At 67.2% G+C, this 22133-nt stretch carries 21 protein-coding genes; 6 read left to right on the top strand and 15 right to left on the bottom strand.

Annotated elements, in window-relative coordinates; translation table 11 throughout:
* Window positions 1-13 precede the first annotated feature (13 nt).
* The 3 genes from AU198_RS05670 to AU198_RS05660 all read left to right on the top strand — a co-directional run bounded on the left by AU198_RS05670 (window position 14) and on the right by AU198_RS05660 (window position 2744).
* Window positions 14-850, top strand: a complete 837-nt coding sequence (locus AU198_RS05670) for a mycofactocin-coupled SDR family oxidoreductase (protein ID WP_064346531.1) — start codon at window positions 14-16, stop codon at window positions 848-850.
* A 13-nt stretch (window positions 851-863) separates the two neighbouring features.
* Window positions 864-1934, top strand: coding sequence for a phosphotransferase (locus AU198_RS05665; protein ID WP_064346530.1), 1071 nt, complete (start codon window positions 864-866; stop codon window positions 1932-1934).
* Window positions 1935-2000: 66 nt separating this feature from the next.
* Window positions 2001-2744: an SDR family NAD(P)-dependent oxidoreductase gene (locus AU198_RS05660; RefSeq protein ID WP_064346554.1), complete on the top strand. Its 744-nt coding sequence runs from the start codon at window positions 2001-2003 to the stop codon at window positions 2742-2744.
* Between the two features lie 22 nt (window positions 2745-2766).
* Here AU198_RS05660 and AU198_RS05655 read toward each other — a convergent pair whose 3' ends face one another.
* Window positions 2767-3738 carry an NADPH:quinone oxidoreductase family protein gene (locus tag AU198_RS05655; protein ID WP_064346529.1) on the bottom strand — a complete coding sequence of 324 codons (972 nt, stop codon included), beginning with the start codon at window positions 3736-3738 and terminating at the stop codon, window positions 2767-2769.
* Window positions 3739-3908: 170 nt separating this feature from the next.
* Here AU198_RS05655 and AU198_RS05650 point away from each other — a divergent pair, with 170 nt between their 5' ends.
* A complete protein-coding gene (locus tag AU198_RS05650; protein ID WP_064346528.1) occupies window positions 3909-5342 on the top strand; it encodes a WS/DGAT/MGAT family O-acyltransferase in 1434 nt (477 codons plus the stop codon).
* Here the strand turns inward: AU198_RS05650 and fadD12 are convergent.
* The gene (gene fadD12, locus AU198_RS05645) at window positions 5339-6946 is read right to left on the bottom strand and encodes an acyl-CoA ligase FadD12 (RefSeq protein WP_064346527.1); all 1608 of its coding nucleotides are present in this window, start codon (window positions 6944-6946) and stop codon (window positions 5339-5341) included. The genes AU198_RS05650 and fadD12 overlap by 4 nt on opposite strands.
* Window positions 6947-6949: 3 nt before the next feature.
* Window positions 6950-7756: a lysophospholipid acyltransferase family protein gene (locus tag AU198_RS05640; protein ID WP_064346526.1), complete on the bottom strand. Its 807-nt coding sequence runs from the start codon at window positions 7754-7756 to the stop codon at window positions 6950-6952.
* A 93-nt stretch (window positions 7757-7849) separates the two neighbouring features.
* Between AU198_RS05640 and AU198_RS05635 the strand changes: the two genes are divergently transcribed.
* Both AU198_RS05635 and AU198_RS05630 read left to right on the top strand, forming a co-directional pair.
* Complete coding sequence (locus tag AU198_RS05635; RefSeq protein WP_064346525.1) at window positions 7850-8932, top strand: NAD-dependent epimerase/dehydratase family protein; 1083 nt, start codon at window positions 7850-7852, stop codon at window positions 8930-8932.
* A gap of 18 nt (window positions 8933-8950) precedes the next feature.
* Entirely contained in the window at window positions 8951-9787 is an 837-nt protein-coding gene (locus AU198_RS05630; RefSeq protein WP_064346524.1) for an SDR family NAD(P)-dependent oxidoreductase, read from the top strand.
* Between the two features lie 59 nt (window positions 9788-9846).
* Here the strand turns inward: AU198_RS05630 and AU198_RS05625 are convergent, their stop codons facing one another.
* Genes AU198_RS05625 through AU198_RS05570 form a run of 12 tightly spaced genes read right to left on the bottom strand, consistent with a single transcriptional unit; the run spans window position 9847 to window position 22130 of the window.
* A complete protein-coding gene (locus AU198_RS05625; RefSeq protein WP_064346523.1) occupies window positions 9847-10656 on the bottom strand; it encodes an SDR family NAD(P)-dependent oxidoreductase in 810 nt (269 codons plus the stop codon).
* Window positions 10657-10664: 8 nt separating this feature from the next.
* Entirely contained in the window at window positions 10665-13190 is a 2526-nt protein-coding gene (locus tag AU198_RS05620; protein ID WP_082690877.1) for a CaiB/BaiF CoA-transferase family protein, read from the bottom strand.
* Entirely contained in the window at window positions 13190-14140 is a 951-nt protein-coding gene (locus AU198_RS05615; RefSeq protein WP_064346522.1) for an enoyl-CoA hydratase/isomerase family protein, read from the bottom strand. Before AU198_RS05615 ends, AU198_RS05620 begins: the two co-directional genes overlap by 1 nt.
* A gap of 6 nt (window positions 14141-14146) precedes the next feature.
* Window positions 14147-15289 (bottom strand): M24 family metallopeptidase, encoded by a 1143-nt coding sequence (locus AU198_RS05610; protein ID WP_064346521.1) that lies wholly within the window; start codon window positions 15287-15289, stop codon window positions 14147-14149.
* A 5-nt stretch (window positions 15290-15294) separates the two neighbouring features.
* Window positions 15295-16470: a M24 family metallopeptidase gene (locus AU198_RS05605; RefSeq protein WP_231744580.1), complete on the bottom strand. Its 1176-nt coding sequence runs from the start codon at window positions 16468-16470 to the stop codon at window positions 15295-15297.
* Window positions 16471-16529: 59 nt separating this feature from the next.
* The gene (locus AU198_RS05600) at window positions 16530-17699 is read right to left on the bottom strand and encodes an amidohydrolase family protein (protein ID WP_064346519.1); all 1170 of its coding nucleotides are present in this window, start codon (window positions 17697-17699) and stop codon (window positions 16530-16532) included.
* A gap of 36 nt (window positions 17700-17735) precedes the next feature.
* Window positions 17736-18974: a cytochrome P450 gene (locus AU198_RS05595; RefSeq protein WP_064346518.1), complete on the bottom strand. Its 1239-nt coding sequence runs from the start codon at window positions 18972-18974 to the stop codon at window positions 17736-17738.
* A 10-nt stretch (window positions 18975-18984) separates the two neighbouring features.
* Window positions 18985-19179, bottom strand: a complete 195-nt coding sequence (locus AU198_RS05590; RefSeq protein WP_064346517.1) for a ferredoxin — start codon at window positions 19177-19179, stop codon at window positions 18985-18987.
* Window positions 19176-19892: a TetR/AcrR family transcriptional regulator gene (locus tag AU198_RS05585; protein WP_064346552.1), complete on the bottom strand. Its 717-nt coding sequence runs from the start codon at window positions 19890-19892 to the stop codon at window positions 19176-19178. Before AU198_RS05585 ends, AU198_RS05590 begins: the two co-directional genes overlap by 4 nt.
* A gap of 5 nt (window positions 19893-19897) precedes the next feature.
* A complete protein-coding gene (locus AU198_RS05580; protein WP_064346516.1) occupies window positions 19898-20707 on the bottom strand; it encodes an SDR family NAD(P)-dependent oxidoreductase in 810 nt (269 codons plus the stop codon).
* A complete protein-coding gene (locus tag AU198_RS05575) occupies window positions 20704-21543 on the bottom strand; it encodes an alpha/beta fold hydrolase (RefSeq protein ID WP_064346515.1) in 840 nt (279 codons plus the stop codon). The genes AU198_RS05580 and AU198_RS05575 overlap by 4 nt, the downstream gene beginning before the upstream one ends.
* On the bottom strand, window positions 21540-22130 hold the full coding sequence (locus AU198_RS05570) for an NADPH-dependent FMN reductase (protein WP_064346551.1): 591 nt from the start codon (window positions 22128-22130) through the stop codon (window positions 21540-21542). The genes AU198_RS05575 and AU198_RS05570 overlap by 4 nt, the downstream gene beginning before the upstream one ends.
* Between the last annotated feature and the right edge of the window lie 3 nt (window positions 22131-22133).

Here is a 22133-nt window from a genome sequence, read left to right as displayed (position 1 = left end):
ATTGAGGTAACCGATGACCGGACGCGTTGAAGGCAAGGTCGCTTTCATCACCGGCGCCGCCCGCGGCCAGGGCCGCGCACATGCCGTACGGCTGGCCCAGGAAGGCGCCGACATCATCGCCGTCGACATCTGCAAGCAGATCGACAGCGTGCAGATTCCACTGTCGACGCCCGAAGACCTTGCGGAAACCGCGGATCTGGTGAAGGGCCTCAACCGCCGCATCTACACCGCCGAGGTCGACGTCCGCGACTTCGACGCGCTCAAGGCCGCCGTCGACACCGGTGTCGAACAGCTCGGCCGGCTGGACATCATCGTCGCCAACGCCGGTATCGGAAACGGCGGCGCGACGCTGGACAAGACCAGCGAAGGTGACTGGACCGACATGATCGACGTCAACCTCGGCGGGGTCTGGAAGAGCGTCAAGGCCGGTGTCCCGCACATCCTGGCCGGTGGCCGCGGCGGTTCGATCATTCTCACCAGTTCGGTCGGCGGCCTGAAGGCCTACCCGCACACGGGCCATTACGTCGCGGCGAAACACGGTGTGGTGGGCCTGATGCGGACATTCGCGGTCGAGCTCGGCGCACAGAACATCCGGGTCAACTCCGTGCATCCGACCAACGTCAACACGCCGCTGTACATGAACGAGGGGACGATGAAGCTGTTCCGTCCCGATCTGGAGAACCCGGGCCCCGACGACATGAAGGTCGTTGCGCAGATGATGCACACGCTGCCGATCGGCTGGGTGGAGCCCGAGGACATCGCCAACGCGGTGCTGTTCCTGGCCTCCGACGAGAGCCGCTACATCACCGGCGTGACACTGCCGGTCGACGGCGGCAGCTGCCTCAAGTAACGGGGCGCGGCAGATGACCGCCGCCGAGCTGTCGCTTCCGCGCAGCTGGGAGGAGATCACGCCGGGGTGGATGACGGCGGTGCTCGGGAAGCACTTCCCGGGCGCCACCGTCGACGCCGTCAGCGTCGCACTGCGCGACGACGGCACCAACCGCCGGGCGCGGCTGGCGCTGAGGTATTCAGCGGGGTCGGGTCCGGCGACAGTGTTCGCCAAGGCCGTCGACCCCGACCACGCCGAACTCGTCGCACTCACCAGCGGCCTGTTCCACGAACCGCGGCTGTTCAGTTCGGGGGTCTCACTGCCGCTGGACCATCCGGCCGTCTACGCCGCGCTCATCGACGAACCCGGATCGAACTTCGTGATGATCATGGAGGACGTGGTCGCGCGCGGCGCCGACCCGCGCGACTCCACCCGGCCGATGACGGTCGAGCAGGTCGCCAACGGCGTCCGCGGGCTGGCGCGCATGCACAGCCAGTTCTGGGGTGAGCGGCTCACCGCGAACCCGGCGCTGGGCTGGGTCGAGCCGTTCGTCGCGTTCGAAGGCCTCGAGCATGCTCCACTCGACATCGCCCGAAAGCGACTGGGCAGCACGGTCTCTTCGGAGATCGTCGAGATGAGCGGTACGGAGCTTTTCGTCGACATCTGGGCCCGTTGCATCGGCACCCTCACGACCTCACCGCATACCCTTCTGCACGGTGATCCGCACATCGGCAACACCTACGTGCTGCCCGATGACGACGTGGGGTTCCTGGACTGGCAGATGGCCCGACGCGGCAACTGGTCGCTGGATCTGGGGTACTTCTTGCAGGGTGCGTTGACGATCGAGGATCGCAGAAAAGCCGAGCGGGATCTGCTCGACGAGTACCGGGCCGCGCTCAGGCTGCCCGCCGACGAACTTCCGTCGGCCGAGGAGGTGTGGCTGCGCTACCGCGCGTCGGTCGCGCACGGGCTGGCCATCTGGATGGCCACCCTCTCCGGGGGCGACGCCTGGCAGAGCGCGGACATCTGTTTAGCTCTGGCACAACGGTATTCGGCGGCCTTCGTCGACCTCGACACCCGCGCCGCGCTGTCGGCCCTGGACTGACCGCGTCCAGCCCGTCACCTGAAACTGAAGGAGAAAAGGGTGACCCGTCTTCGGGACCTGCTCGACATGAGCGACAAGGTCGTGGTCATCACTGGCGGCAGCCGCGGGATCGGCCGGGCCGTCGCCCAGGGGTTCGCGGAGGCGGGCGCCGATGTGGTGATCGCCAGCCGAAAGCTCGAGAACTGTGAAGCGGTCGCCGCGGAGATCGAGCGCACCACCGGTCGGCGGGCTCTGCCCGTCGGATGCCATGTGGGCCGGTGGGACGACGCCGAGGCGCTCCTCGAGAAGGTCTACGATGCCTTCGGTCGATGCGATGTGCTGATCAACAACGCCGGAATGTCGCCGGTGTACGACGATCTCACCTCTGTCACGCAGGAACTCTACGACAAGGTGCACGCGGTCAATGCGCGCGGACCGTTCCGGCTGGCAACGCTTTTCGGAACTCGGATGGCGGAGGCGGACGGCGGGTCGATCATCAACGTCACCACGGCGGGCACACTGCGACCGGATACGGCGGACCTCCCCTACGCCATGGCGAAGGCGGGGCTGAACGCCCTGACCCTGGCCTTGGCCGGGGCGTGGGCGCCGAAGGTTCGGGCCAACCTCGTCATGCCGGGTGCGTTCGACACCGATATCTCGAAATCCTGGGGCCCGCAGGCGCAGGCCGCGGCGGCGGCGATGAATCCGATGAAGCGCATCGGGGTGCCCGAGGACATGGCCGGCTTGTGCGTTTTCCTGGCCAGCGACGCGGCCGGTTACATCAACGGGGCACAGATTCTCGTCGACGGCGGACTGTTCCGCACACTCTGAAACCCGCGCGACTCGAGCGCATTCAGATCTCGATGACGATCTTGCCCAATGCCTTGCGCTCCGCGACGTGGCGCAACGCGACCGCGGCATCGTCGAGCGGAAAACGCCCACCGATGTACGGTCGCAGCTTCCCTTCGGCGAAGAGTGCGTCCAGCTCTTCGTCGTCGCGTATGACCTCGTCCGGATAGTCGGACGCGAAGGTCCGGATCTCCATGCCGCGCACGGTGATCCCTTTGAGCAGAACAAGATTCAGGGGAATGGAAGGAATCTCACCGGCCGCGTACCCGAGCGTGACGAATGTTCCGCCCCGCCCCAGGCCCCGCAGCGCGGGCAGGGAGTACGGCCCGCCGACAGGGTCTACGACGATCTGTGCGCCGGCCTTGCCGGTGATCTCCTTGATCCGGTCCCGCAGGTTTTCGCGGTCGTAGTCCACACATGCTTCGGCGCCGCGCTCGCGGCACAGCTCGAGCTTCTCCTCGCCGGAGGCCGCGGCCAGCACCCTGCCCCCGAGAAGTTGCGCAATGTCGACCGCGGCGATACCCACGCCCCCGGCGGCACCGAGCACGACGACCCAATCACCCGGGCACACCGGCGCGATCGTGCGCAAGGTGTAGTAAGCGGTCCGATACGTGACCCCGAACGCGGCGGCTTCGGCGTAGTCGACGCCATCCGGAATCGGCGACACCGCGCGTGCGTCCACCACCGCCTGCTCGGCGAACGCACCGACGAACGTCGTCGCCGTCACTCGGGAGCCGCCTCGGCAGTCGACGCCGTCACCGACGGCGATCACCTCTCCGGCCATCTCGCTGCCGGGGCTGAACGGAGGCGGCACCTTGACCTGATAGTTGCCGCCGATCAACAGCACATCGGGATAGTTCACGGCAGCCGCACGCACCCTGATGACGACTTGACCAGGTTGCGGTGTCGGGTCGGGAAGTTCGTCGAGCACGAGATCCTCCGGTTGGCAGTACTCCCGGCACACGATCGCCCTCATCAGTCACTCCAATCGTTCGACCACCTAACAGTAGTCATGGGGTCACACCGTCCGATCACCCGCACGCCCGTGGTTGCGCTGCCCCATCAGCACGACTGAAACCCCCCGAGCATGACCGTCCGAGTGGTTCGATGGAGCCTTGGGTACCGGTGGTTGGTGGGGGTGGGCATGTGAAGCGACTCAACGGCATGGACGCGATGCTGCTCTACAGCGAGACGCCCAATCTGCACACGCACACGTTGAAGGTCGCGATCATCGACACCGCCGAATTCGACGGCGAATTCACGTTCGACCTGTTCCGCCGGACCATCGCCGGGCGGCTGCACCTGCTCGACCCGCTGCGCTACCGGCTCGTCGACATCCCGTTCAAGTTGCATCACCCGATGTGGCTCGAGGACTGCCCGGTCGACCTCGACTACCACCTGCGCCGCGTCCAGGTGCCGAGCCCGGGTGGGCGCCGCGAGCTCGACGAGGTCATCGGCCGGATCGCCAGCACACCGCTCGACCGCAGCCGGCCGCTGTGGGAGTTCCACTTCGCCGAGGGAATGGCCGACGACCGGTTCGCGCTCATCGGCAAGGTGCACCACACACTGGCCGACGGTGTGGCATCGGCGAATCTGCTTGCGCGGCTGATGGATCTCGCGGACGGCACGCAGCACGAGCACGAGGACTACGCCGTCTGTGACAGCCCGGGTCGCTCCGAGCTGATGAAGTTCGCGATGCGCGACCACGCCACGAACGTCGCCGCGCTGCCCACTCTCGCCCGTGACGCCGTCCGGGGGTTCACCAAGTTGCGGCGCCGCGCCAAAGAGCGCGCCGATCAACCGGACCTGGCGAAGATGTTCCGCACGCCGCCGACGTTCCTCAACCACGTGGTCTCGCCGGGACGCACGTTCGCCACCGCGTCGCTGTCGCTGGCCGAGATCAAGGAGACGGCCAAGCAGCTCGAGGTGACGTTCAACGATCTTGTGCTGGCCACTGCGGCGGGTGGGCTGCGAGAACTGTTGTTGCGTTACGACGGGCGCGCGGACCGTCCGTTGATGGCGTCGGTCCCGGTCAGCACGGACCTGTCCCCCGACCGGATCACCGGCAACGAAATCGGTGGGCTGTCGGTATCTCTTCCCGTTCACATCGATGATCCGCTCGAGCGGGTCCGGTTGACCTCCCTGGCAACGGGGCGGGCCAAAGAGAACTATGAACTGCTCGGCCCCAAACTGCAGGGCCAGCTGATGGAATACCTGCCTCCCCCGCTGACACCGGCACTACTGCGCTGGCAGAGCCAGCGCGCCAAGCACAATCCGCTGATGAACGTCGCGGTGTCGAGCGTGCCGGGACCACGCCGACGCGGCCACATCGGCGGCGCCCCGGTGAGCGAGATCTACTCGATCGGCGTGCTCTCGGCCGGTAGCGCGTTCAACATGACGGTGTGGAGCTACGTCGACCAGGTGGACATCTCGATCCTGTCCGACGACCGAACCTTCAATGACATCCACGAAGCCACCGACGCGATGGTGCACGGACTCGACGAGATCCGCTCTGCAGCAGGACTTCCCGCGTTGTCCGTGGTCGGTACGGCGATGGCCCCGGCGCGAGCGGCCCGCTAGTCGACGCGGTCTAGAAGGTCCTTCCGCGCCACCTTGCCGGTGCTGCCGCGCGGCAGTTCGTCGAGGACCGTGATCTGCCGCGGCACCTTGTAGTTGGCGAGGTTGTCGCGGACGTGCTGCTTGAGGTCGTCGGGGCTGGCGCTTCCACCGTCGTTCAGCACGACGAAGGCGACGAGGCGCTGACCGTACTGCTCGTCGTCGACGCCCAGCACCACCGCCTCCTTGACGTCGGAGTGTTGGCCCAGCGTCTTCTCGACCTCGATCGGGTAGACGTTCTCACCGCCCGAGACGATCATCTCGTCGTCGCGGCCGACCACGAACAACCGACCGGCCTCGTCGAGGTAACCGACATCCCCCGACGCCATGAACCCGTCGTGGAAGTCCTTGGTCTTGCCGGAGGTGTATCCGTCGAACAATGTGCCGCTGCGGACGAAGATCTGACCGGTCTGCCCGGTGGGAAGTTCGTTGAAATCCGCGTCATAGATGCGGATCTCGGTGCCATCGGCGGCGGTTCCTGCCGTGTCGGGCGCCGCTCGCAGGTCCGACGGCGTTGCGGTGGCGATCATCCCCGCCTCTGTGGCGTTGTAGTTGTTGTAGATGACGTCGCCGAACCGGTCCATGAACTTGATCACCACATCGGGACGCATCCGGGAACCCGAGGCCGTTGCGAAGCGAAGTGACTTGCCGCTGTAGCGATTCAACACCTCGTCCGGCAGGTCCATGATCCGGTCGAACATCACCGGTACCACGACCAGGCCGGTCGCCTTGTAGCGGTCGATCAACTCCAGCGTCGCCTCCGGGTCGAATTTGCGCCGCGTGACGATGGTGCAGGCCAGCAGCGCGGAGAACAGCAACTGCGAAAAGCCCCACGCGTGGAACATCGGCGCGACGATGACGGTCGCCTCTTCGGCGCGCCACGGCGTCCGGTCCAGAACCGCCTTGAGATCGCCTGCGCCGCCGCTGCCTTCACCGCGTTTGGCGCCCTTCGGGGTCCCGGTGGTGCCCGACGTCAGCAAGATGATGTCGCTCTTGCGTTCGGCCGGGGCGGGCCGCTTGCCGAGATTGGCTTCGATGAGCCGATCGAGCGTCGGGCCGTCGGTGGCTTTGTCGGTCCAGGCGAGGATGCGCGTCGCGTCCGGCTTGTCTGCCATGGCCTGCTCGACGATCCCGGAGAACTCCTCGTCGTAGATGACGACGTCGGCACCTTCCCGATCGACCACCTCGGCCAGCGCCGGTCCCGCGAACGAGGTGTTCAGCAGCAAGACGTCGGCGCCCATCCGGTTCGATGCCACCAACGACTCGATGAACCCGCGATGGTTGCGGCACATCACGGCAACGGTTTTCGGCGTGCCGCCGGGAAGGTTCTGCAGCGCCGTGGCCACCGCGTCGCAGCGATCGTCGATCTGCTTGAAGGTCAGGGTGCCGCGTTCATCGACGAGCCCGGGACGGTCGGGGCAGCGCTGCGCGGCCGCGGCGAAACCGACCGTCGCCGTCATGCCCACGCGGCGCATCGCCGCACCCATCCGCACGTATTTGTCGGGGCGCAGCGGCGCGATCAGGCCCGCCCGCCACAGCGTCTGCACGAGTCCCACAACGTCGGCCATCTCTCAGCCCAACACCGGGAATCGGCGTTCGGCGGCCAGCTCGTCGAGCGCGGCCTGCATCACCGAGCGCACGTACTCGTCGACCTCCTTCACGTCCGGGTCCTCCCCGAACTGCTCGAGAACATCAATCGGCGGCAACACCCGCGTGGTGATCTTGGCGGGCAACGGAAGGTTCGGCGGGAAGAACACCGACACCCCGAACGGGAATCCGACGCTGATCGGCAGGATCTCGGCGCGCAGCCGCTTGAGGCCGATGCGCCGGGCGATCGAGTCCCCCCGCGCGAGAAACAGCTGCGTCTCCTGAGCGCCGACCGAGACCATCGGCACGATCGGGACGCCGGCCTCGATCGCGGTCCGGACGTAGCCCGTACGGCCGGCGAAGTCGATCACGTTCTCGCTGAACGTCGGCCGGTACGAGTCGTAATCCCCGCCGGGGAACACCAGGACCACCGCGCCTTCACGCAAGGCCTTCGCGGCGTTCTCCCGATTGGCCCCGATGACGCCCGCGCGCCGCAGCAACGTGCCGACCGGCCCGACGAATATGGCGTCGTGCCCAAGCGTGTACACGGGGCGGTCGAAGCCGAACTTCTCGTAGAAGGCGGGCGCGAAGATCAGCACGTCCGGCGTCAGCATGCCGCCCGAGTGGTTGGACACCAACAGCGCCCCACCGGCAGCCGGCATGGCGTCGACGTCGCGCACTTCAGCGCGGAAGTACCGCCGGATGAGCGGGCCGACCGTGTTGACGATGCCGCGGGTGAACGCCGGGTCCCACTTGGCGACTTCCGGCTTCTGCGCCCCATTGCTGTTCATGGCGTACCTGTCATACCCCGCGCCGCCCCTCCCCTAGACCTGAACATGCTACTTTCGTAAAAAGAGAATGTCATATTCGCAGGTGGAGGCAGGATGGCGGCGGTATTGGTGACCGGCGGCTTCGGCCTGGTGGGGTCGGCGACCGCGCGCAGGCTCGCGGAACTCGGACGCTCGGTGGTGGTGGCCGACCTGGACACACCCGCGAACAGGAAAGCACAGGCGAAGCTGCCGCGGGGCGTCTCGGTGCGATGGACCGACCTGACCGACGAGGCTCAGGTGCAGCGACTTGTCGCCGACATCGCGCCCGAGGCGATCATCCATCTGGCCGCCGTGATCCCGCCGCCGATCTACAAGAACCCCGGCCTCGCCCGGCGCGTCAACGTCGAGGCCACCGCCACGCTGGTGCGCATCGCCGAACAGCAGCCGACGCCGCCGCGCTTCGTGCAGGCGTCGAGCAACGCGGTCTACGGTGCGCGCAACCCCCACACGACGGCCGCACCCGTACGGGCCGATGACCCGATGCGGCCGTGCGATCTGTACAGCGGCACCAAGGCGGAGGCCGAGGCGATCGTGCGGGCCTCGAAACTGCCGTGGGTGGTGCTGCGTCTCGGTGGTGTGTTGAGCACCGATCCCAACGCGATGCCGATGAGCGCCGACGCACTGTACTTCGAGAGCCTCCTTCCGACCGACGGCCGATTGCACACCGTCGACGTCCGCGATGTCGCGTGGGCCTTCGCCGCGGCGACCACCGCCGACGTCGTCGGGGAGATCCTGCTGATCGCCGGTGACGACTCGCACCGGATCCGCCAGGGCGACGTGGGCGCGGCGCTGGCGGCGGCCCGAGGCCTGCCCGGGGTGCTGCCGCCCGGCAGACCCGGCGACCCGGAGCGGGACGACACGTGGTTCGTCACCGATTGGATGGACACGACGCGTGCGCAGGAAGCGCTGCGGTTCCAGCATTATTCGTGGCCCGACATGAAAGCCGAGGCCGCGGCCAACGCGGGCTGGACGCGGTACGCGATGCGACTGCTGAGGCCTGTTGCCCCGCTCTTGCGCGCGCTCCTCGCGCGTCGGGGCGCATACCGCAACACACCCGGCAAGTACGCGGACCCGTGGGCGGCGATCCGCGCCCGGCTGGGCGAGCCGGCGTGGGATCGACCCCGCGATCTGACCTGACCGCCTAGTCTTCGGCGGGTGGAGACGTTCAACGACCGCGCAGCGGTCATCACCGGCGGCGCAAGCGGTATCGGTTTCGCCGCCGCGCAAGAGTTCGCCCGGCGCGGGGCGCGCATCATGTTGGCCGATATCAACCGCTCGGCGTTGGATGAGGCGGTCGCGAGGCTGCGCTCTGACGGCGTCGACGCTCACGGCGTGGTGTGCGACGTCCGCAAACTCGACGAGGTCGTCGCGTTGGCCGATGAAGCTTTTCGGGTCTTCGGCGCCGTGCATGTGGTGTTCAACAACGCCGGGATCGGGTTCGCCGGGCCGATCTCGGAAGCCAGCCACGACGACTGGCGTTTCGTGATCGACGTGGACTTGTGGGGGCCGATCCACGGCGTCGAGGCGTTCTTGCCGCGGTTGATCGCCCAGGAGGCCGAGAGCCACATCATCTTCACGGCTTCATTCGCGGGGCTGATTCCGAACGTCGGGCTCGGCCCGTACTGCGTTGCCAAGTACGGCGTCGTCGCACTGGCCGAGACGTTATCCCGCGAGGTGCGCGCCAACGGGATCGGGGTATCGGTGCTGTGTCCGATGATCGTGGAGACCGATCTGGTGAACAGCAGCGAGCGTGTGCGGAGCTCCGAGTACGGACCGGCCACGTCGTCGTCGGCCGACGGTTCACAAATGTTGTTGGAGCCCACCGACCCGCTGGTCCAGGCCGGCGACGTCGCCCGGCTCACCGCTGAGGCGGTACTGGCCAACCGGCTCTACGTGTTGCCGCACAGCGCGGCTCGCGGTTCGATCCGCCGTCGCTTCGAGCGCATCGACCGCACCTTCGACGACCAAGCTGCCGCCGGCTGGACCCACTGACGCCGGCGGTTTCGGTGTCCAAACAGTCGCGCACGGCAGCGACCGTTTCGACACCGAAATCACCCCGGCGGGCCGAGTATCGGGCGGCCCGTCTGCGGGTGGTGATACCAGCCGCCCGCCGCGTGGGTCCCGCCGTCGACGTGGAGCGTCTGGCCGGTGATGTAGCTTGACATGTCGGAGGCCAGAAATACTGCGGCCGACGCAATCTCGTCGACGTGACCCGGTCGGCCCATCGGTATGCCTGGGGCGATGTCGGGGTTCAACGTCCCGCCGCAGATCTGCATCAGCCCCTCGGTCAGGGTGAGGTCCGGGGCGAGCGCGTTGACCCGGATGCCGTGCGGCGACAATTCGAACGCCGCGGTCTGCGTGTAGTTGATGACGCCGGCCTTGGCCGCGGCGTATGCGGCGTATCCCGGTGCGGCGCGCACACCCTCGATGGACGTCACGTTGATCACGCTGCCGGGGCTGCCCGCCGCCACGAGACGGCGTGCCACCCGCTGGGTGCACAGCAGCACGTGACGGAGGTTGGCCTTGTACAGCGCATCCCAGCCGTTCTCCGTCGTCTCGAGCATCGGCGAGTTGAACACCCCACCGGCGTTGTTCACCAGAATCGACACCTCGCCGAGCTCGCCGACGGTGGACTCGAGGGCGGTGTCCACCTGCGCGCTGTCACGCACATCGGTGACGAGACCCAGCGCGCCGATACTTTCGGCGGTCGCGGCGCAGGTGTCGGGGTCGCGCTCCCAGATCGCGACGGACGCCCCGAAGGCGGCGAGCCCTTCGGCGATTCCCTTGCCGATACCGGCGCCGCCGCCCGTGACGACCGCGACGCGCCCGGTCAGCAGGATGCTCGACGGATCGATTGCCACGGGTCGAGTCAACCAGTTTTGGTCGTGCGAATGGTGAGACCCGCGGGAGCCGATCCGATGACCCCCTGCTCCTCCAGTTCCGCGATCTCGTCCTCGCTGAGCCCGAGACCGGTGAGGACCTCGCGGTTGTGCTGTCCCAGCAGCGGTGCGGGGCTGTGGTGGAAGCTGCGCACCGACGCGAGGCGCATGGGCAGCGTGCTGTGCCGCGCCGGAGGGTTGACCGGATGGTCGACCTCCTCGTAGAAGCCGCGGTACACCAGCTGCGGAAGGTCGCCGAGACGGTGCGGTTGCATCACCTTGGCCACCGGAACACCTGCCGCCCAGAGCGTTTCGACGATCTCGTCACCGGTGCGCCCGGCGCACCAGGCGCCGAGGTGCTCGTCGATGGCGTCGTGGTGGCGGCGGCGCCCGTCGACCGTGGCCATCTCGTCGGTCGCCCACGCCGGGCAGCCGAGGGCGTGGACCAGGCCGGCCCACTGCTCGTCGGTGGCCACCGCGATGGCGACCCAGTCGTCCGGGCGGCCGAACTCGTCGAGTTCACTGGTGCGGTACAGGTTCTGCGGCGCGGCGGCCGGACCCCGGTTGCCCTGCCGCTGCAGCAGATTCCCGTAGGCCGAGTATTCGATGACCTGCTCGGCGGCGACGTTGAGCGCGGCGTCGACCATCGCGGCCTCGATCCGTACCCCCTGCCCGGTCCGCCGCCGGTGCGCCAGCGCGAGTACCAGAGCGTTGAGGCCGTGCACACCGGCGTTGGGGTCGCCGACAGAGTACGGCTCGACCGGATTCTGATCGGGATGGCCGGTCAGCCAGGTGATTCCGGAACAGTCCTCGATCACGTAGGCGAACGCGGGCTTGTCGCGCCACGGCCCGTCGAGCCCGAAGCCCGGCATGCGCATCACGATCGCGTCGGGGCGCAGCCGGTGCACGGCATCGAAGTCCAGACCGATCTGATCGAGCACGCGCGGGGTGTAGTTCTCGACGACGACGTCGCAGGTCGTGATCAGCCGGCGCAGCAGTTCGACGCCGCGCTCCGTCCGGATGTCGAGCGTGACGCTCTTCTTGTTGGTGTTCAGGCCGGAGAAAATCGGCGATCGTTCCCACCACTGCTCCTCGGTGATCGGCACCCCGGCGATGAGCCGCGTGCCGTCGGGTCGCGCCGCCGATTCGATGTGGATCACCTCGGCGCCCAGTAAGGCCAGCATGTGGGTGCACGACGGGCCGGCCCAGAAGCTCGTCATATCGAGCACCCGTAGCCCCTCGAACGGTGTTCGCGAAACCAACCCCAGGGTCGTATCCCCGGCGGAATCGCGACCCTGTTGTACCGTTCGCGAAACCAACCCCAGGGTCGCGTCCCCGGCGAAATCACGACCCTGTTGTACCGTTCGCGAAACCAACCCCAGGGTCGCGTCCCCGGCGCAATCGCGACCCTGTTGTACCGTTCGCGAACGGTACAGATCGGTGTGCTCGCCGAGCCGGGGCGCGGGCTGTGGCTCGCGCAGCAGCGACGGTGTGGTGCGGTACGGCGGCCCGGGCTGGGTGAAGCCGTCGCGCGGATTGGTGACGAACGTGCCGCGTTCGACGAACTGGTCGAAACCGGTGACGGTGGCGCCGTTTCCGACGGGTGCATTCGGAATCCGAAACGCGCTGGATAGCTCGAGGATGTCCTCGACGCGGTTCTCGCGCACCCACTCGTAGATCTGCTCGGCGTGGATGTTGGCCTGTTCGGTGATCGACAGATCGCCGCCCTCGTCGATCCACTCGTCGTGGCCGACCATCGCGCACAGGTCGAACCACTGTTGCGCGGTGCCGCACCCCAACGCCACCAGCCCGTCGGCCGCGGACGCGACACCGGGGACGGTCAATCGGCGGCGGTCGCGGAACGGACGCCCGAGCGTGTCGTTGAACGACACCGAATAGTAAGTCAGGCAGAGGATCTGGGCTTCGAGGATCGAGACGTCGACCAGACCCGATGCCGCCGTCGTCGTGCCCGCGGCCGCGTACGCGCCCGCGAGCCACTCCCCGATCTGGCCCGCGACGAACAGCGGCGCACGATCCGGGGCGCCCCGGCCCAGTCCGATCACGCCGCCCGACCACGCCTGCAGCGTGAACTCGGTGGCGGGTTTGTCGGCCCAGGGTCCGTCGAGCCCGAACGGGGTGATCGCGGTGACGGTCAGGTGACCGTAGGCGTCCGCCAGCGCGGCCGGGGAGAACTCGCCGAGCTCCGCCACCTCCGACCCGCGCGACCACACCACCGCATCGGCCGACCGCACCAGCGCGCGCAGCACCTCGAGATCGTCGGCGCGCTGCGGGTCGACGACGACGCTGTGTTTCGAGCAGGCCAGGAAGCTGAACAGTGCCCCGTCGGTGCCGGGCTCGATGTGCGCACCGGACGCGGACCAGTTCCGCAGCGGATCGCCCTGCGGCGACTCGACTTTGATCACGGTGGCGCCGCCGTCGGCGAGCAGTTTGGTGGCGTAGGCGCCTGCGATTCCGCTCGACAGGTCAACGATGGTGTACTCGTCCAGCGCCGGCACTAATCCTTCTTTCTGCGGTTGGCCTTGCTCAGCCGGAACTCGGGCGGGAACTTGTCGTCGTTGTCGTTGACGGCGTCCGCCAGGCCCACATCGATCGCATCGGCGAGCATGAAGTCGTCGCCGTCCGGCCGCGCCGCGCCGCCCATCGACTCGAACATCGCCGACAGCAGGCTGCCGAGGTATTCACCCTGGAACTGTTTGACCACCTCGAAGAACATCTTCTGCTGAAAGACGCTGTCCACCGGCCGGTTCCGCGCGCACGCGTGGGCGTACTTGGCGACCTCGGCCTCCAGCTGGTCGCGCGCCACGACCTTGTTGAGGAAGTTGCAGGCGAGCATCTCTTCGGCGGTGAACGGGCGACCCGTGAACACCATCTCCTGGAATGGCCGCAGCCCCATGGTCATCACCCAGGTCCACATCCGCGGGCCCCAGCCGAAGTACCGGAACGACGGATGGCCGAACAGCGCGTCGTCACTGGAGATCACCAGGTCCGCGTCGGCGCACTGATAGAAGTGCCAGCCATAGCAGTAGCCCTTGGCCTCGACGATGCTGATCTTCTTGAGTTCCTGCAACGCCCGGTTGCCCGCTGCGGCGTTGGCGTACCACTGCCCCATCGTCGCGCCGTGCCGAAACGAACCCTTCGGCGGGTAGGCGACGGCCGGATCGTCCACCCGAAGCTCGGCCAGCCGTGCCTCGTCGTCACCGTCCATGAACTCCGGCAGGTCTGCGCCGCTGCCGAGATTCTCGCCGACTCCGCGGATCACCACGACCTTCACGTCGTCGTCGACGGTGGCGCCCCGCAGCAGGTCGGCGTACCGCAACCGCGCGGCCGACGTCGGTGCGTTCAGGTACTCCGGCCGGTTGAACGTGATGGTCGCGATCTTGGTCGCCGGGTCCTTCTCGTAGAGGACGATTTCCTCAGGGGCGGGCGGACTCCCGGAATCCGACATGTCGCGTCAACCGATTCCGACGCCCGCACCACTCCAGAGCGGGCTGGAGGTCAGCACCTCGGCACCGTCTGCGGTGACATGCACGGCATCGCGGCTGAAGACGGCCCCCACACCCTGCTGCCAGACGTAGCCGCTGACCGCGAGCACCATGCCGGGTTCGAGCAGTTCGTCGGCGATGGTGGACCGCAGGGCCGGGGTCACGACGGGCGAGTCGTAGCCCAGGCCGAGGCCATGGGCGACGGGCATCGAGGGCAGCGGCTCGCCGGCCGCCTCGTAGGCGGTGAGCAGCCCACTCGCGGGACGATCCGCCCGGCACGCGTCCAAGAGGTTGTCCCACAGCCGGTTCCAACGATCGTAAAGCCGTGGGACCGCTGATCCTTCCACCTCACCGACGGGCCACGTGCGGCCGACTTCGCCGACGTAGCCGTCGGCCAGGGCACCGGCAGAGAACGCCACCAGATCGCCGTCTTCGATACGGCCGTCGCTGCGGGCACGCCGCCACGGGTGTTCCTTGCTGGTCACCCAGGCGCCGTCCTGGGTGGCGGGCGTGGTGACCCCGCCGGCGGCCATCGCTTCCATCAGCGCACCGGTCAGCGACTTCTCGGTCGTTCCGGCCGCCAACTCCGCTCGGGCGGCATCCAGCGCCGCTTCGGCCACGCTGAGCGCGCCGCGGAGCACCGCGATCTCGTCGGGAGTCTTGATCCGCCGTGCCGCCCGCAGCGCCGGCTCGGCGTCGACGAGTTCGGCGTTGGGAAACGCCATCGGCAGCAGTTGCGCGAATGTCGGTGTCAGCGAATCGGTTCCCACCCGCTTGGCGGTGGCGGCCCCGGGCAGCGCCTTGAGCACCTCGACGAGTGTCATCGGATTCCACGCCAGCCCGTAGAGGTGGTCGTGGGGAATCTCGTCGGGGATGCCCTCGTCCCAGGTGCTGTTGAGGTGTATTTCGCCGGTCGAGCGGACGACCTCGCAGATCGGTCCGAACGGCCGGGTGCCCGCCACCCACAACTGCGGGGCACCGGTCACATAGCGCACATTGGCCTGCCGGCCCAGCACCAGGATGTCGATGTCGCGTTCTTCCATCTGGGCCAGCGCGCGCTCACGGCGACCGCGCCGCAGATCGGCTGCGTCAGGCAGAATCTCGAGTGCCATTCAGTTCAGTTCCGTCCGTAGGGGGCGTAGGGGTAATCGGTGATGGACTGATAACCGTCGTCGGTGATGACCACGATCTCCTCGCTTCGATAGCCACCGGTGCCGTCCTCCCACACCACGGGTTCGAGCACGAGCAGCATCCCGGCCGGGAACACGAAGTTGTCGTCGAATTCCTCACCCAGATCCGTTCCGATCATCGGCATTTCGGCGGCGTTGGTGCCGATGCCGTGACCGAGGTAGAAGTGCGGTAGCCACGGCTTGGCGCCGCCGTTGGCGGCGATCCCCGCGCGTGCCAGGTCACCGCTCGTGGCGCCGGCCTTGGTGACCGACAGCACGGCCGACAGGATCTCCCGCCACTTCTCGTACTGCGCCTGCTGACGGTCGTCCGGCTCCTCGCCGACCAGCCAGGTGCGGCCGAAGTCGGAGCAGTATCCCTTGTAGGTGATGCTGACGTCGGTCCACAACACGTCGCCGCGTTCGAGTTCGCGTTCGGTGGTCAGCAAGGGCAGCGCCAGGTCTCCGGTGGTGGTCCAGACCGAACCACTGGTCTTCGTCGTGGGCATCACCTGCCAGATGGCCTCGAGCATGTTGGCCGTCGCGCCGAGTTCGAACGCACGCCGGACGAATGCCGCCGAAAGGTCGACCTGCCGAACGCCGGGGGCAAGCGCATTCTGCACATCGACCATCGCCTCTTCGGTGATACGGCAGGCGGTTCGGACGCACGAGATCTGATCGGGCGTCTTGATTAGCTTGGCCGGCCCGACGACCTGCGCGGCGTCCGACGGAGGACCCGACGGGAACAACGTTGCCGACGCTCGGCGCATGGCCCCGGTGAGCTCGTCGACCGCGACCTTGCCTCCGGCAGGAACCAGATCGGCCAGCACCTTGGCGAATTGTTCGACGCCCTCGTCGAATTCGAGGTACAACGGCCCGTGCACATGATCCTCGGGCACCTCGCACTGCGATGACGACCCCTCCCGCAACGGCATGAACAGGTGCGGATGCGGGTCGTCGGCGAGCACGATCGCCACCGGGCGTTCCACGTGTGAGAGCCCGGCGTCGAGCAGCGGCCAGCTGACGCCGGTCGCGTACACGACGTTGCCGTTGCCGAGCAGGACGAGCGCGTCGACACCCTTGTCCTTCATCGAGTCGCGCAGCCGCGCACCGCATTCCCGGTACATCCGGGCTAGGTCGGGAACGTCCGGAATGTCGATCGACGTCGATTGTGGTGCAAATGTGGTCACGAGATCCCCAGGAAGTTCTTGATGTTGGTGGACACGATCTTCACGGCGTTCTCGGGTCCGACCGCGTCCACGACCGTCTTCAGCGATTTCTCCGAATAGCCGAATGTGGACTCGTTGTGCGGATAGTCCGACGACCACATCACGTTGTCGACGCCGATCTTGTCGATGAGCTCCAGGCCGAGTGGGTCGACCATGAACGATGCGCACATGTGGTTGTCCCAGTAGTGCCGCACGGGATGCTCGAGCTGGTGGTTGAACATGTGCCGGTACGACGCAAGCATGTGCTCGGCGTCCTGCAGAGCCGTTGGCACCCAGGCGATCCCGCCCTCGAACCAGCCGATCTTCAAAGCCGGGTGACGGTCGAGGATGCCGGAGAACACGTACTTGGCGAACTGCTCGCGGAACGAGTCGACGTTGACCATCATCCCGACCACGACGCTGTTGTGCTGGCACGGCGTCTTGGGCGGTGTTTCACCGATGTGGTGGCTGACCGGCACCCCGGCGGCCTCGATCTCGTCCCACACCGCGTCCATGTCGGTACTGCCGTAGTCGTAGATGTTGCCGTCGTCGTCCTTACCGGGATTGAGCGGCAGCAGGAACGTTCGCAGCCCCAGCGACTTCAGTTCCTCCAGCGTGCTCCTGGTGCCCTTGGGATCCCACCAGTTGATCAGCCCGACACCGTAGAAGTGGCCCTTGCTGCGTTCCTGCAGATCGGCGATGTGCTCGTTGTAGATCCGGAAAACGCGCTCGCGCAGGGCCTTGTCCGGATAGTGGAACAACGCCAGCACCGCGTTGGGGAACGCCAGCTCCTTGTCGATACCGTCCTCTTTGAGCTCACGGACGCGGGCCTCGATGTTGTTGGACGCCGCTCCGGCGAGGTCGTCGTACTGCATGAGCACGCGACCGAAGTCGCCGCCGGTCCAGGCCTTGCCCTTCATGCCGACCATGTAGGCGCCGTCCTCGTACCAGATGCGTGGCGCGGCGCCCTTGAGCTCCTCGGGGAAGCGGTCGTAGAAGATGTCGTCGGCCACCGAGATGTGGTTGTCCGCGGAGAAGATCTCGGTGCCGGCGGGCAACCCGAAATCGCCTGTGGCGTGGCCCTTGCGGTGCTTGGGGGCGCCGAAACCCTCGGGCGGATACAGGGTGGCGGTAGTTGGTGCTGACATCGTTGACACTCCAATCGGGCTGGGGAACGGACCTGACTACCAGGTCACCGGAAGTTCGTAGACGCCGTAGGCGAGCCGGTCATGCTTGAAGGGCACGTCCTCGAAGGGCACGGCCAGCTGCAGCGTCGGTATGCGCCGCAGCAATGTGTGGAACACGATCTGCAGTTCGGCACGGGCCAGCTGTTGACCGACGCACTGATGCCTTCCGTAGCCGAAGCCGAGCTGCTGGCCGGCGTCGCGGCTCAGGTCGAGCTTGTCCGGTTCGGGATAAGCGGTCGCGTCCCAGTTGGCAGGCGCCAGGTCGAGGATGATGCCCTCACCCGCGCGGATCGTCTCACCGGCGATCTCGATGTCCTCGATCGCGACGCGGCGCTGGCCGTTCTGGATGATCGACAGATAGCGCATCAGCTCCTCGACCGCGTTGGCGATGAACTTCGGATCGTCGGAATCCCGCAGCAGCGCGGCTTGTTCGGGGTTTTCCAGCAGCGCCAGCACGCCGATACCGATCATGTTGGCGGTGGTCTCGTGGCCGGCGATGAGCAGGCCGGTGCCCAGCTGCGCGGCCTCCTTGACGCTGATCTCCCCGGCGTTCACTCGCTCGGCGAGGTCGGACACCGCGTCTTCCGACGGGTTCTCCATCTTGGCCTTGACCAGATCGCTGAGATATTTCGCCAGGCTCATCGCACCCTTCTGCCCGTCCTCGGCCGAGGCGTAGCGGGCCAGGCCGACATTGGCGTGGTGCTGGAAGAACTCGTGGTCTTCGTAAGGCACGCCGAGCATTTCGCTGATGACCCGGGTGGGCACCGGCAGTGCCAGCTTGGTGACGATGTCGGCGGGCTGCGGACCGGCGAGGATGTTGTCGATGCACTCATCGGTCACCTCCTGGATGGCGGGCCGCAGTCCCTCCACCCGCTTGAAGGTGAACGGCTTGGACAGCATCCGCCGGAACCGGGTGTGCTCCTCGGCGTCGGAGGTGAACACCGAGCGCGGCCGTTTGTACACCGTGGACAGCATGTGCTCGTTCCAGTGCGGGAAGCCCTCGATCCGGTCGTCGACACTGACCCGGGAATCGGCGAACAACTCGCGGGCCACCGCGTGCCCGGTGATCAGCCACGGAGTGGTGCCGTTCCAGATCCGCACCCGCGAAAGCGGTTTGACCTCACCCATCTCGAGCATCTGCGGCGGCGGGGCGAACGGGCAGCGGGCGTCGCGCTCCATCGGGTATTCGGGGATATCCGCGGAGACGTCGGGGGTTCCGGTCAAGGTCTCAGACATTCAGTCCTTCTCATTCCTCGATGTGGATGGCGAGTGCGGGGCAGGCCGCCGCCGCCTTGCGGGCGTCGTCGGCCTGGTCGTCCGCCGGGCTGGCGTTCAGCAGGACCACGACACCGTCGTCGTCGCGCTGGTCAAAGATTTCGCTTGCGTTGAGCACGCACTGACCGGATGACACACACTTGTCTTGATCGACAGTCAGTTTCATGATGTCGGGTGCTCCGTGACAGGCGCCTGCCACAACCCGACGATCGCGTCGATGAGCCCGGACGCCGCTGAGTTCCAGGTGGTGCGCGGCATGTCGGCCCCCTCGGCGAAGGCACGTTCGAAATCGGCGCAGGTGTGCATCATCAGGTTGCGGGCCATGATGTTTCGTTCGGTGACCACCGCGGGCGGCAGGTCCGGCAGGCAGCGGGTGATGCCGACGACGACGCGTTGCACCGACGGCGACTCCAGAGCGCCCTTCACCACGATCTTGTGATACTCGGGGTCGGCCAGGGCCTGCGCGGCGAAGCGCGCGTACCACGTCGGGGTCCCGATCTGGGCCAGGTGTTCGGTGAGCGAACGCACCAGGCAGGCGACCCAGTCGCGCAGATCGGTCGAGTCGCCGATCTCGCCGACCATCCGCGACAGCAGACGCTCGGTCGACACGCGGTGCTTCTGCTCGATGGCCCGCACCAGGTCGGCTTTCGTGCCGAAGTGGTAGCCGACCGCGGCATTGTTGCCCTGACCGGCGGCCTCACTGACCTGACGGTTCGATACTGCATAGACGCCGTGCTCGGCGAACAGTCGCTCGGCGGCGGCCAGGATCGCTTCCCGCGTGGTGCTGGCTCGTTCGGTGCGCACGCTTCTGGCAGTGGTCACCGTCACAGTCAACCGCTCCCAGGCCCTTAAGTCAAGCGACTGATTTAAAGTTGTCATGGCCGTCATGGCTTCGGTTTACGGACGATCACCTTCCCGGCACTGGTGCCGCCGTCGATGGGAAGGACGGTTCCGGTGACATACCGGGAACGGTCCCCGGCGAGGTACAGCGCGGCCTCGGCGACGTCGTCGACGGTGCCTTCGCGTTTCAAGGGCCGGTCGTTGCGCATCTGTTCGCGAATCTTGGCCTCGAACGCCTCGAGCCGTTCGAGGTCTTCCCCCGTCGCCGACTTGCGCACGATCGCGGTCCGGATGTTGCCCGGGGCGAGCGCGTTGACGCGAACCTCGTAGTGGGCCAGGTCGATCGCCGCCGATTTGGTGAACTGGATGACGGCAGCCTTCGACGCCCGGTACGTCATCACCCCACCGCCGGCCTGGATGCCGCCGATCGAGGTCAGGTTGATGATCGACCCGCCGCCGTGTTCGGACATGTGCCGGGCCGCATCGCGCGTACCGGCCATGACCGCAAGCACGTTGATGGCCATCACCTGGTGGAAGTCGGCGAGGTCGTCGTCGAGGAACTTCGGGAACATCTTGCCCGAGACGCCCGCGTTGTTGACCATCACGTGCAGCCCGCCGAACTCCTCGACCGCGGTGGAAACCAGACGGGTCACCTGCTCGACCTCGGCCACATCGGTCTCGACGAAGCGGACGGACTTGCCGAGGTCGGCGACGAGTTGGGCGCCGCCCTCGCGGTCGATGTCACCGACGACCACCTTGGCGCCCTCGGCGCAGAACCGCCGCACCAACCCTTCACCGAGTCCGGACGAGCCGCCGGTGACGACCGCGACCTTGCCCTCGAGTTCGCCGGTCATGCCGCCCCTTCGTGTAAGTCGGCCAGAAAGCCGAGCAGTAGTTCGTTGACCGCGTCCGGTTGTTCGATCTGCGGGCAGTGCCCGGCCGCGTCGATCACCGCGGAGCGGCCCCCGCGGATCTGTCCCGCGATCTCGGCCGCCCATCCCCGGGGCAGCAACTTGTCACCGCCACCCTCGACCACCAGAGTCGGCACGCTGATGCGCTCGTAGGCGCGCGCGCTCGACGGCAGTGGTGGGGCCTCCAGGCCGGGGCGCCGAAACCGCGCCGCCGCCAGTGCTTCCCACGCGCCGGGCGCGATGCTGGCTTCGTAGCGACGCTGGACGTATGCCTCGTCGTTGGGGTAGGAGGCGTCGTGGAAGAGCGCGGTGACGATCCTGCGCATCCCCGCGAACGTCGCGTCATAGTCGTACAACGCGGCCGAGTGTTCGTTGCGCTGGATCTCGCCGCCTCCGCAGATGGTGACCAGGCTGCGGGCGGGCAGCACCGGCGCCTCCGAGGTGGCGTCGGCGAACAGGTTCACCGCCCCCATCGAATTGCCCACGAAATGCGCCGATTCGACACCGACGACCTCGCAGAACCGCGCGATGTGCCGGATCCGCATACCGCGGCCGTCGTTGAAGTCGATGACCTTCGCCGATTCACCGAACCCGAGCATGTCGAGCGCGAGCACGCGGTAGCCCGTGGCGAGCGCGGCAATGTTGTGTTCCCAGCCGATCTCGGCGCCTGCGCCGAACTCACCACCGTGCAGCAGGACGACCGGATCCCCTTGTCCGGCTTCGAGATAGCCGGTCACGAGCCCGTCGACCAGCACCGACTTGCGTTGGGGCCGTGTCACGCCGTCTCCCGGGCGGCCTTGGCGAAGAACAGCACCTGCGTGGCGAGCATGTCCAGCTGGTTCTGGGTGGCGTCATGGATCAACTCCCCTGCCGCGTCCCAGATCTCGTCGGCGGAGTTGATGGCCACGCCGAGCGGAGTCGGCCACGCCCGCAGCGCGTGCCCGATGGACCGCAACTGCCCAAGCGTGTTGACCGCCGCCTGCCAGCCGTACGCGCAGCTGATACAGCCCCACGGCGTGTTGTCCAAGTAGACGCGGGCGTCCTCCCGCAGATCCTCGATGTAGTCCAGCGCGTTCTTCACCAGTCCTGAGATCGCTCCGTGGTAGCCGGGCGAGCCGACGACCACGGCGTCCGCATCGCGCAGCGCGCTGACCAGTTCGAGGGCCGCAGGCGTGCGCTCCAGCGAGTGCGGGGCGTACATCGGTAAGTCCAAGTCGGGTCCCGCGAACAGCCGCGTACGCCCGCCCTGCTGCTCGACGGCCGCCAGGCAGTACCGCAGCGCGCGTTCGGTCGACGAATTCGCCCGGAGGGTGCCGCCGAGTCCGACGACGAACGGCGCACCGCCGGTTCTGGTGCTTGCAGTCATTTC

This window comes from Mycobacterium sp. GA-1199, from assembly GCF_001500045.1.
Classification (GTDB): Bacteria; Actinomycetota; Actinomycetes; order Mycobacteriales; family Mycobacteriaceae; genus Mycobacterium.
This window is presented reverse-complemented; position numbering and strand designations above follow the sequence as displayed.

Coding starts and splice junctions, on each gene's coding strand:
- AU198_RS05670 (WP_064346531.1), top strand. CDS start 14: ATGACCGGACGCGTTGAAGGCAAGGTCGCTTTCATCACCGGCGCCGCC.
- AU198_RS05665 (WP_064346530.1), top strand. CDS start 864: ATGACCGCCGCCGAGCTGTCGCTTCCGCGCAGCTGGGAGGAGATCACG.
- AU198_RS05660 (WP_064346554.1), top strand. CDS start 2,001: ATGAGCGACAAGGTCGTGGTCATCACTGGCGGCAGCCGCGGGATCGGC.
- AU198_RS05655 (WP_064346529.1), bottom strand. CDS start 3,738: ATGAGGGCGATCGTGTGCCGGGAGTACTGCCAACCGGAGGATCTCGTG.
- fadD12 (WP_064346527.1), bottom strand. CDS start 6,946: ATGGCCGACGTTGTGGGACTCGTGCAGACGCTGTGGCGGGCGGGCCTG.
- AU198_RS05640 (WP_064346526.1), bottom strand. CDS start 7,756: ATGAACAGCAATGGGGCGCAGAAGCCGGAAGTCGCCAAGTGGGACCCG.
- AU198_RS05635 (WP_064346525.1), top strand. CDS start 7,850: ATGGCGGCGGTATTGGTGACCGGCGGCTTCGGCCTGGTGGGGTCGGCG.
- AU198_RS05615 (WP_064346522.1), bottom strand. CDS start 14,140: ATGTCGGATTCCGGGAGTCCGCCCGCCCCTGAGGAAATCGTCCTCTAC.
- AU198_RS05610 (WP_064346521.1), bottom strand. CDS start 15,289: ATGGCACTCGAGATTCTGCCTGACGCAGCCGATCTGCGGCGCGGTCGC.
- AU198_RS05605 (WP_231744580.1), bottom strand. CDS start 16,470: ATGTACCGGGAATGCGGTGCGCGGCTGCGCGACTCGATGAAGGACAAG.
- AU198_RS05600 (WP_064346519.1), bottom strand. CDS start 17,699: ATGTCAGCACCAACTACCGCCACCCTGTATCCGCCCGAGGGTTTCGGC.
- AU198_RS05595 (WP_064346518.1), bottom strand. CDS start 18,974: ATGTCTGAGACCTTGACCGGAACCCCCGACGTCTCCGCGGATATCCCC.
- AU198_RS05590 (WP_064346517.1), bottom strand. CDS start 19,179: ATGAAACTGACTGTCGATCAAGACAAGTGTGTGTCATCCGGTCAGTGC.
- AU198_RS05585 (WP_064346552.1), bottom strand. CDS start 19,892: ATGACAACTTTAAATCAGTCGCTTGACTTAAGGGCCTGGGAGCGGTTG.
- AU198_RS05580 (WP_064346516.1), bottom strand. CDS start 20,707: ATGACCGGCGAACTCGAGGGCAAGGTCGCGGTCGTCACCGGCGGCTCG.
- AU198_RS05570 (WP_064346551.1), bottom strand. CDS start 22,130: ATGACTGCAAGCACCAGAACCGGCGGTGCGCCGTTCGTCGTCGGACTC.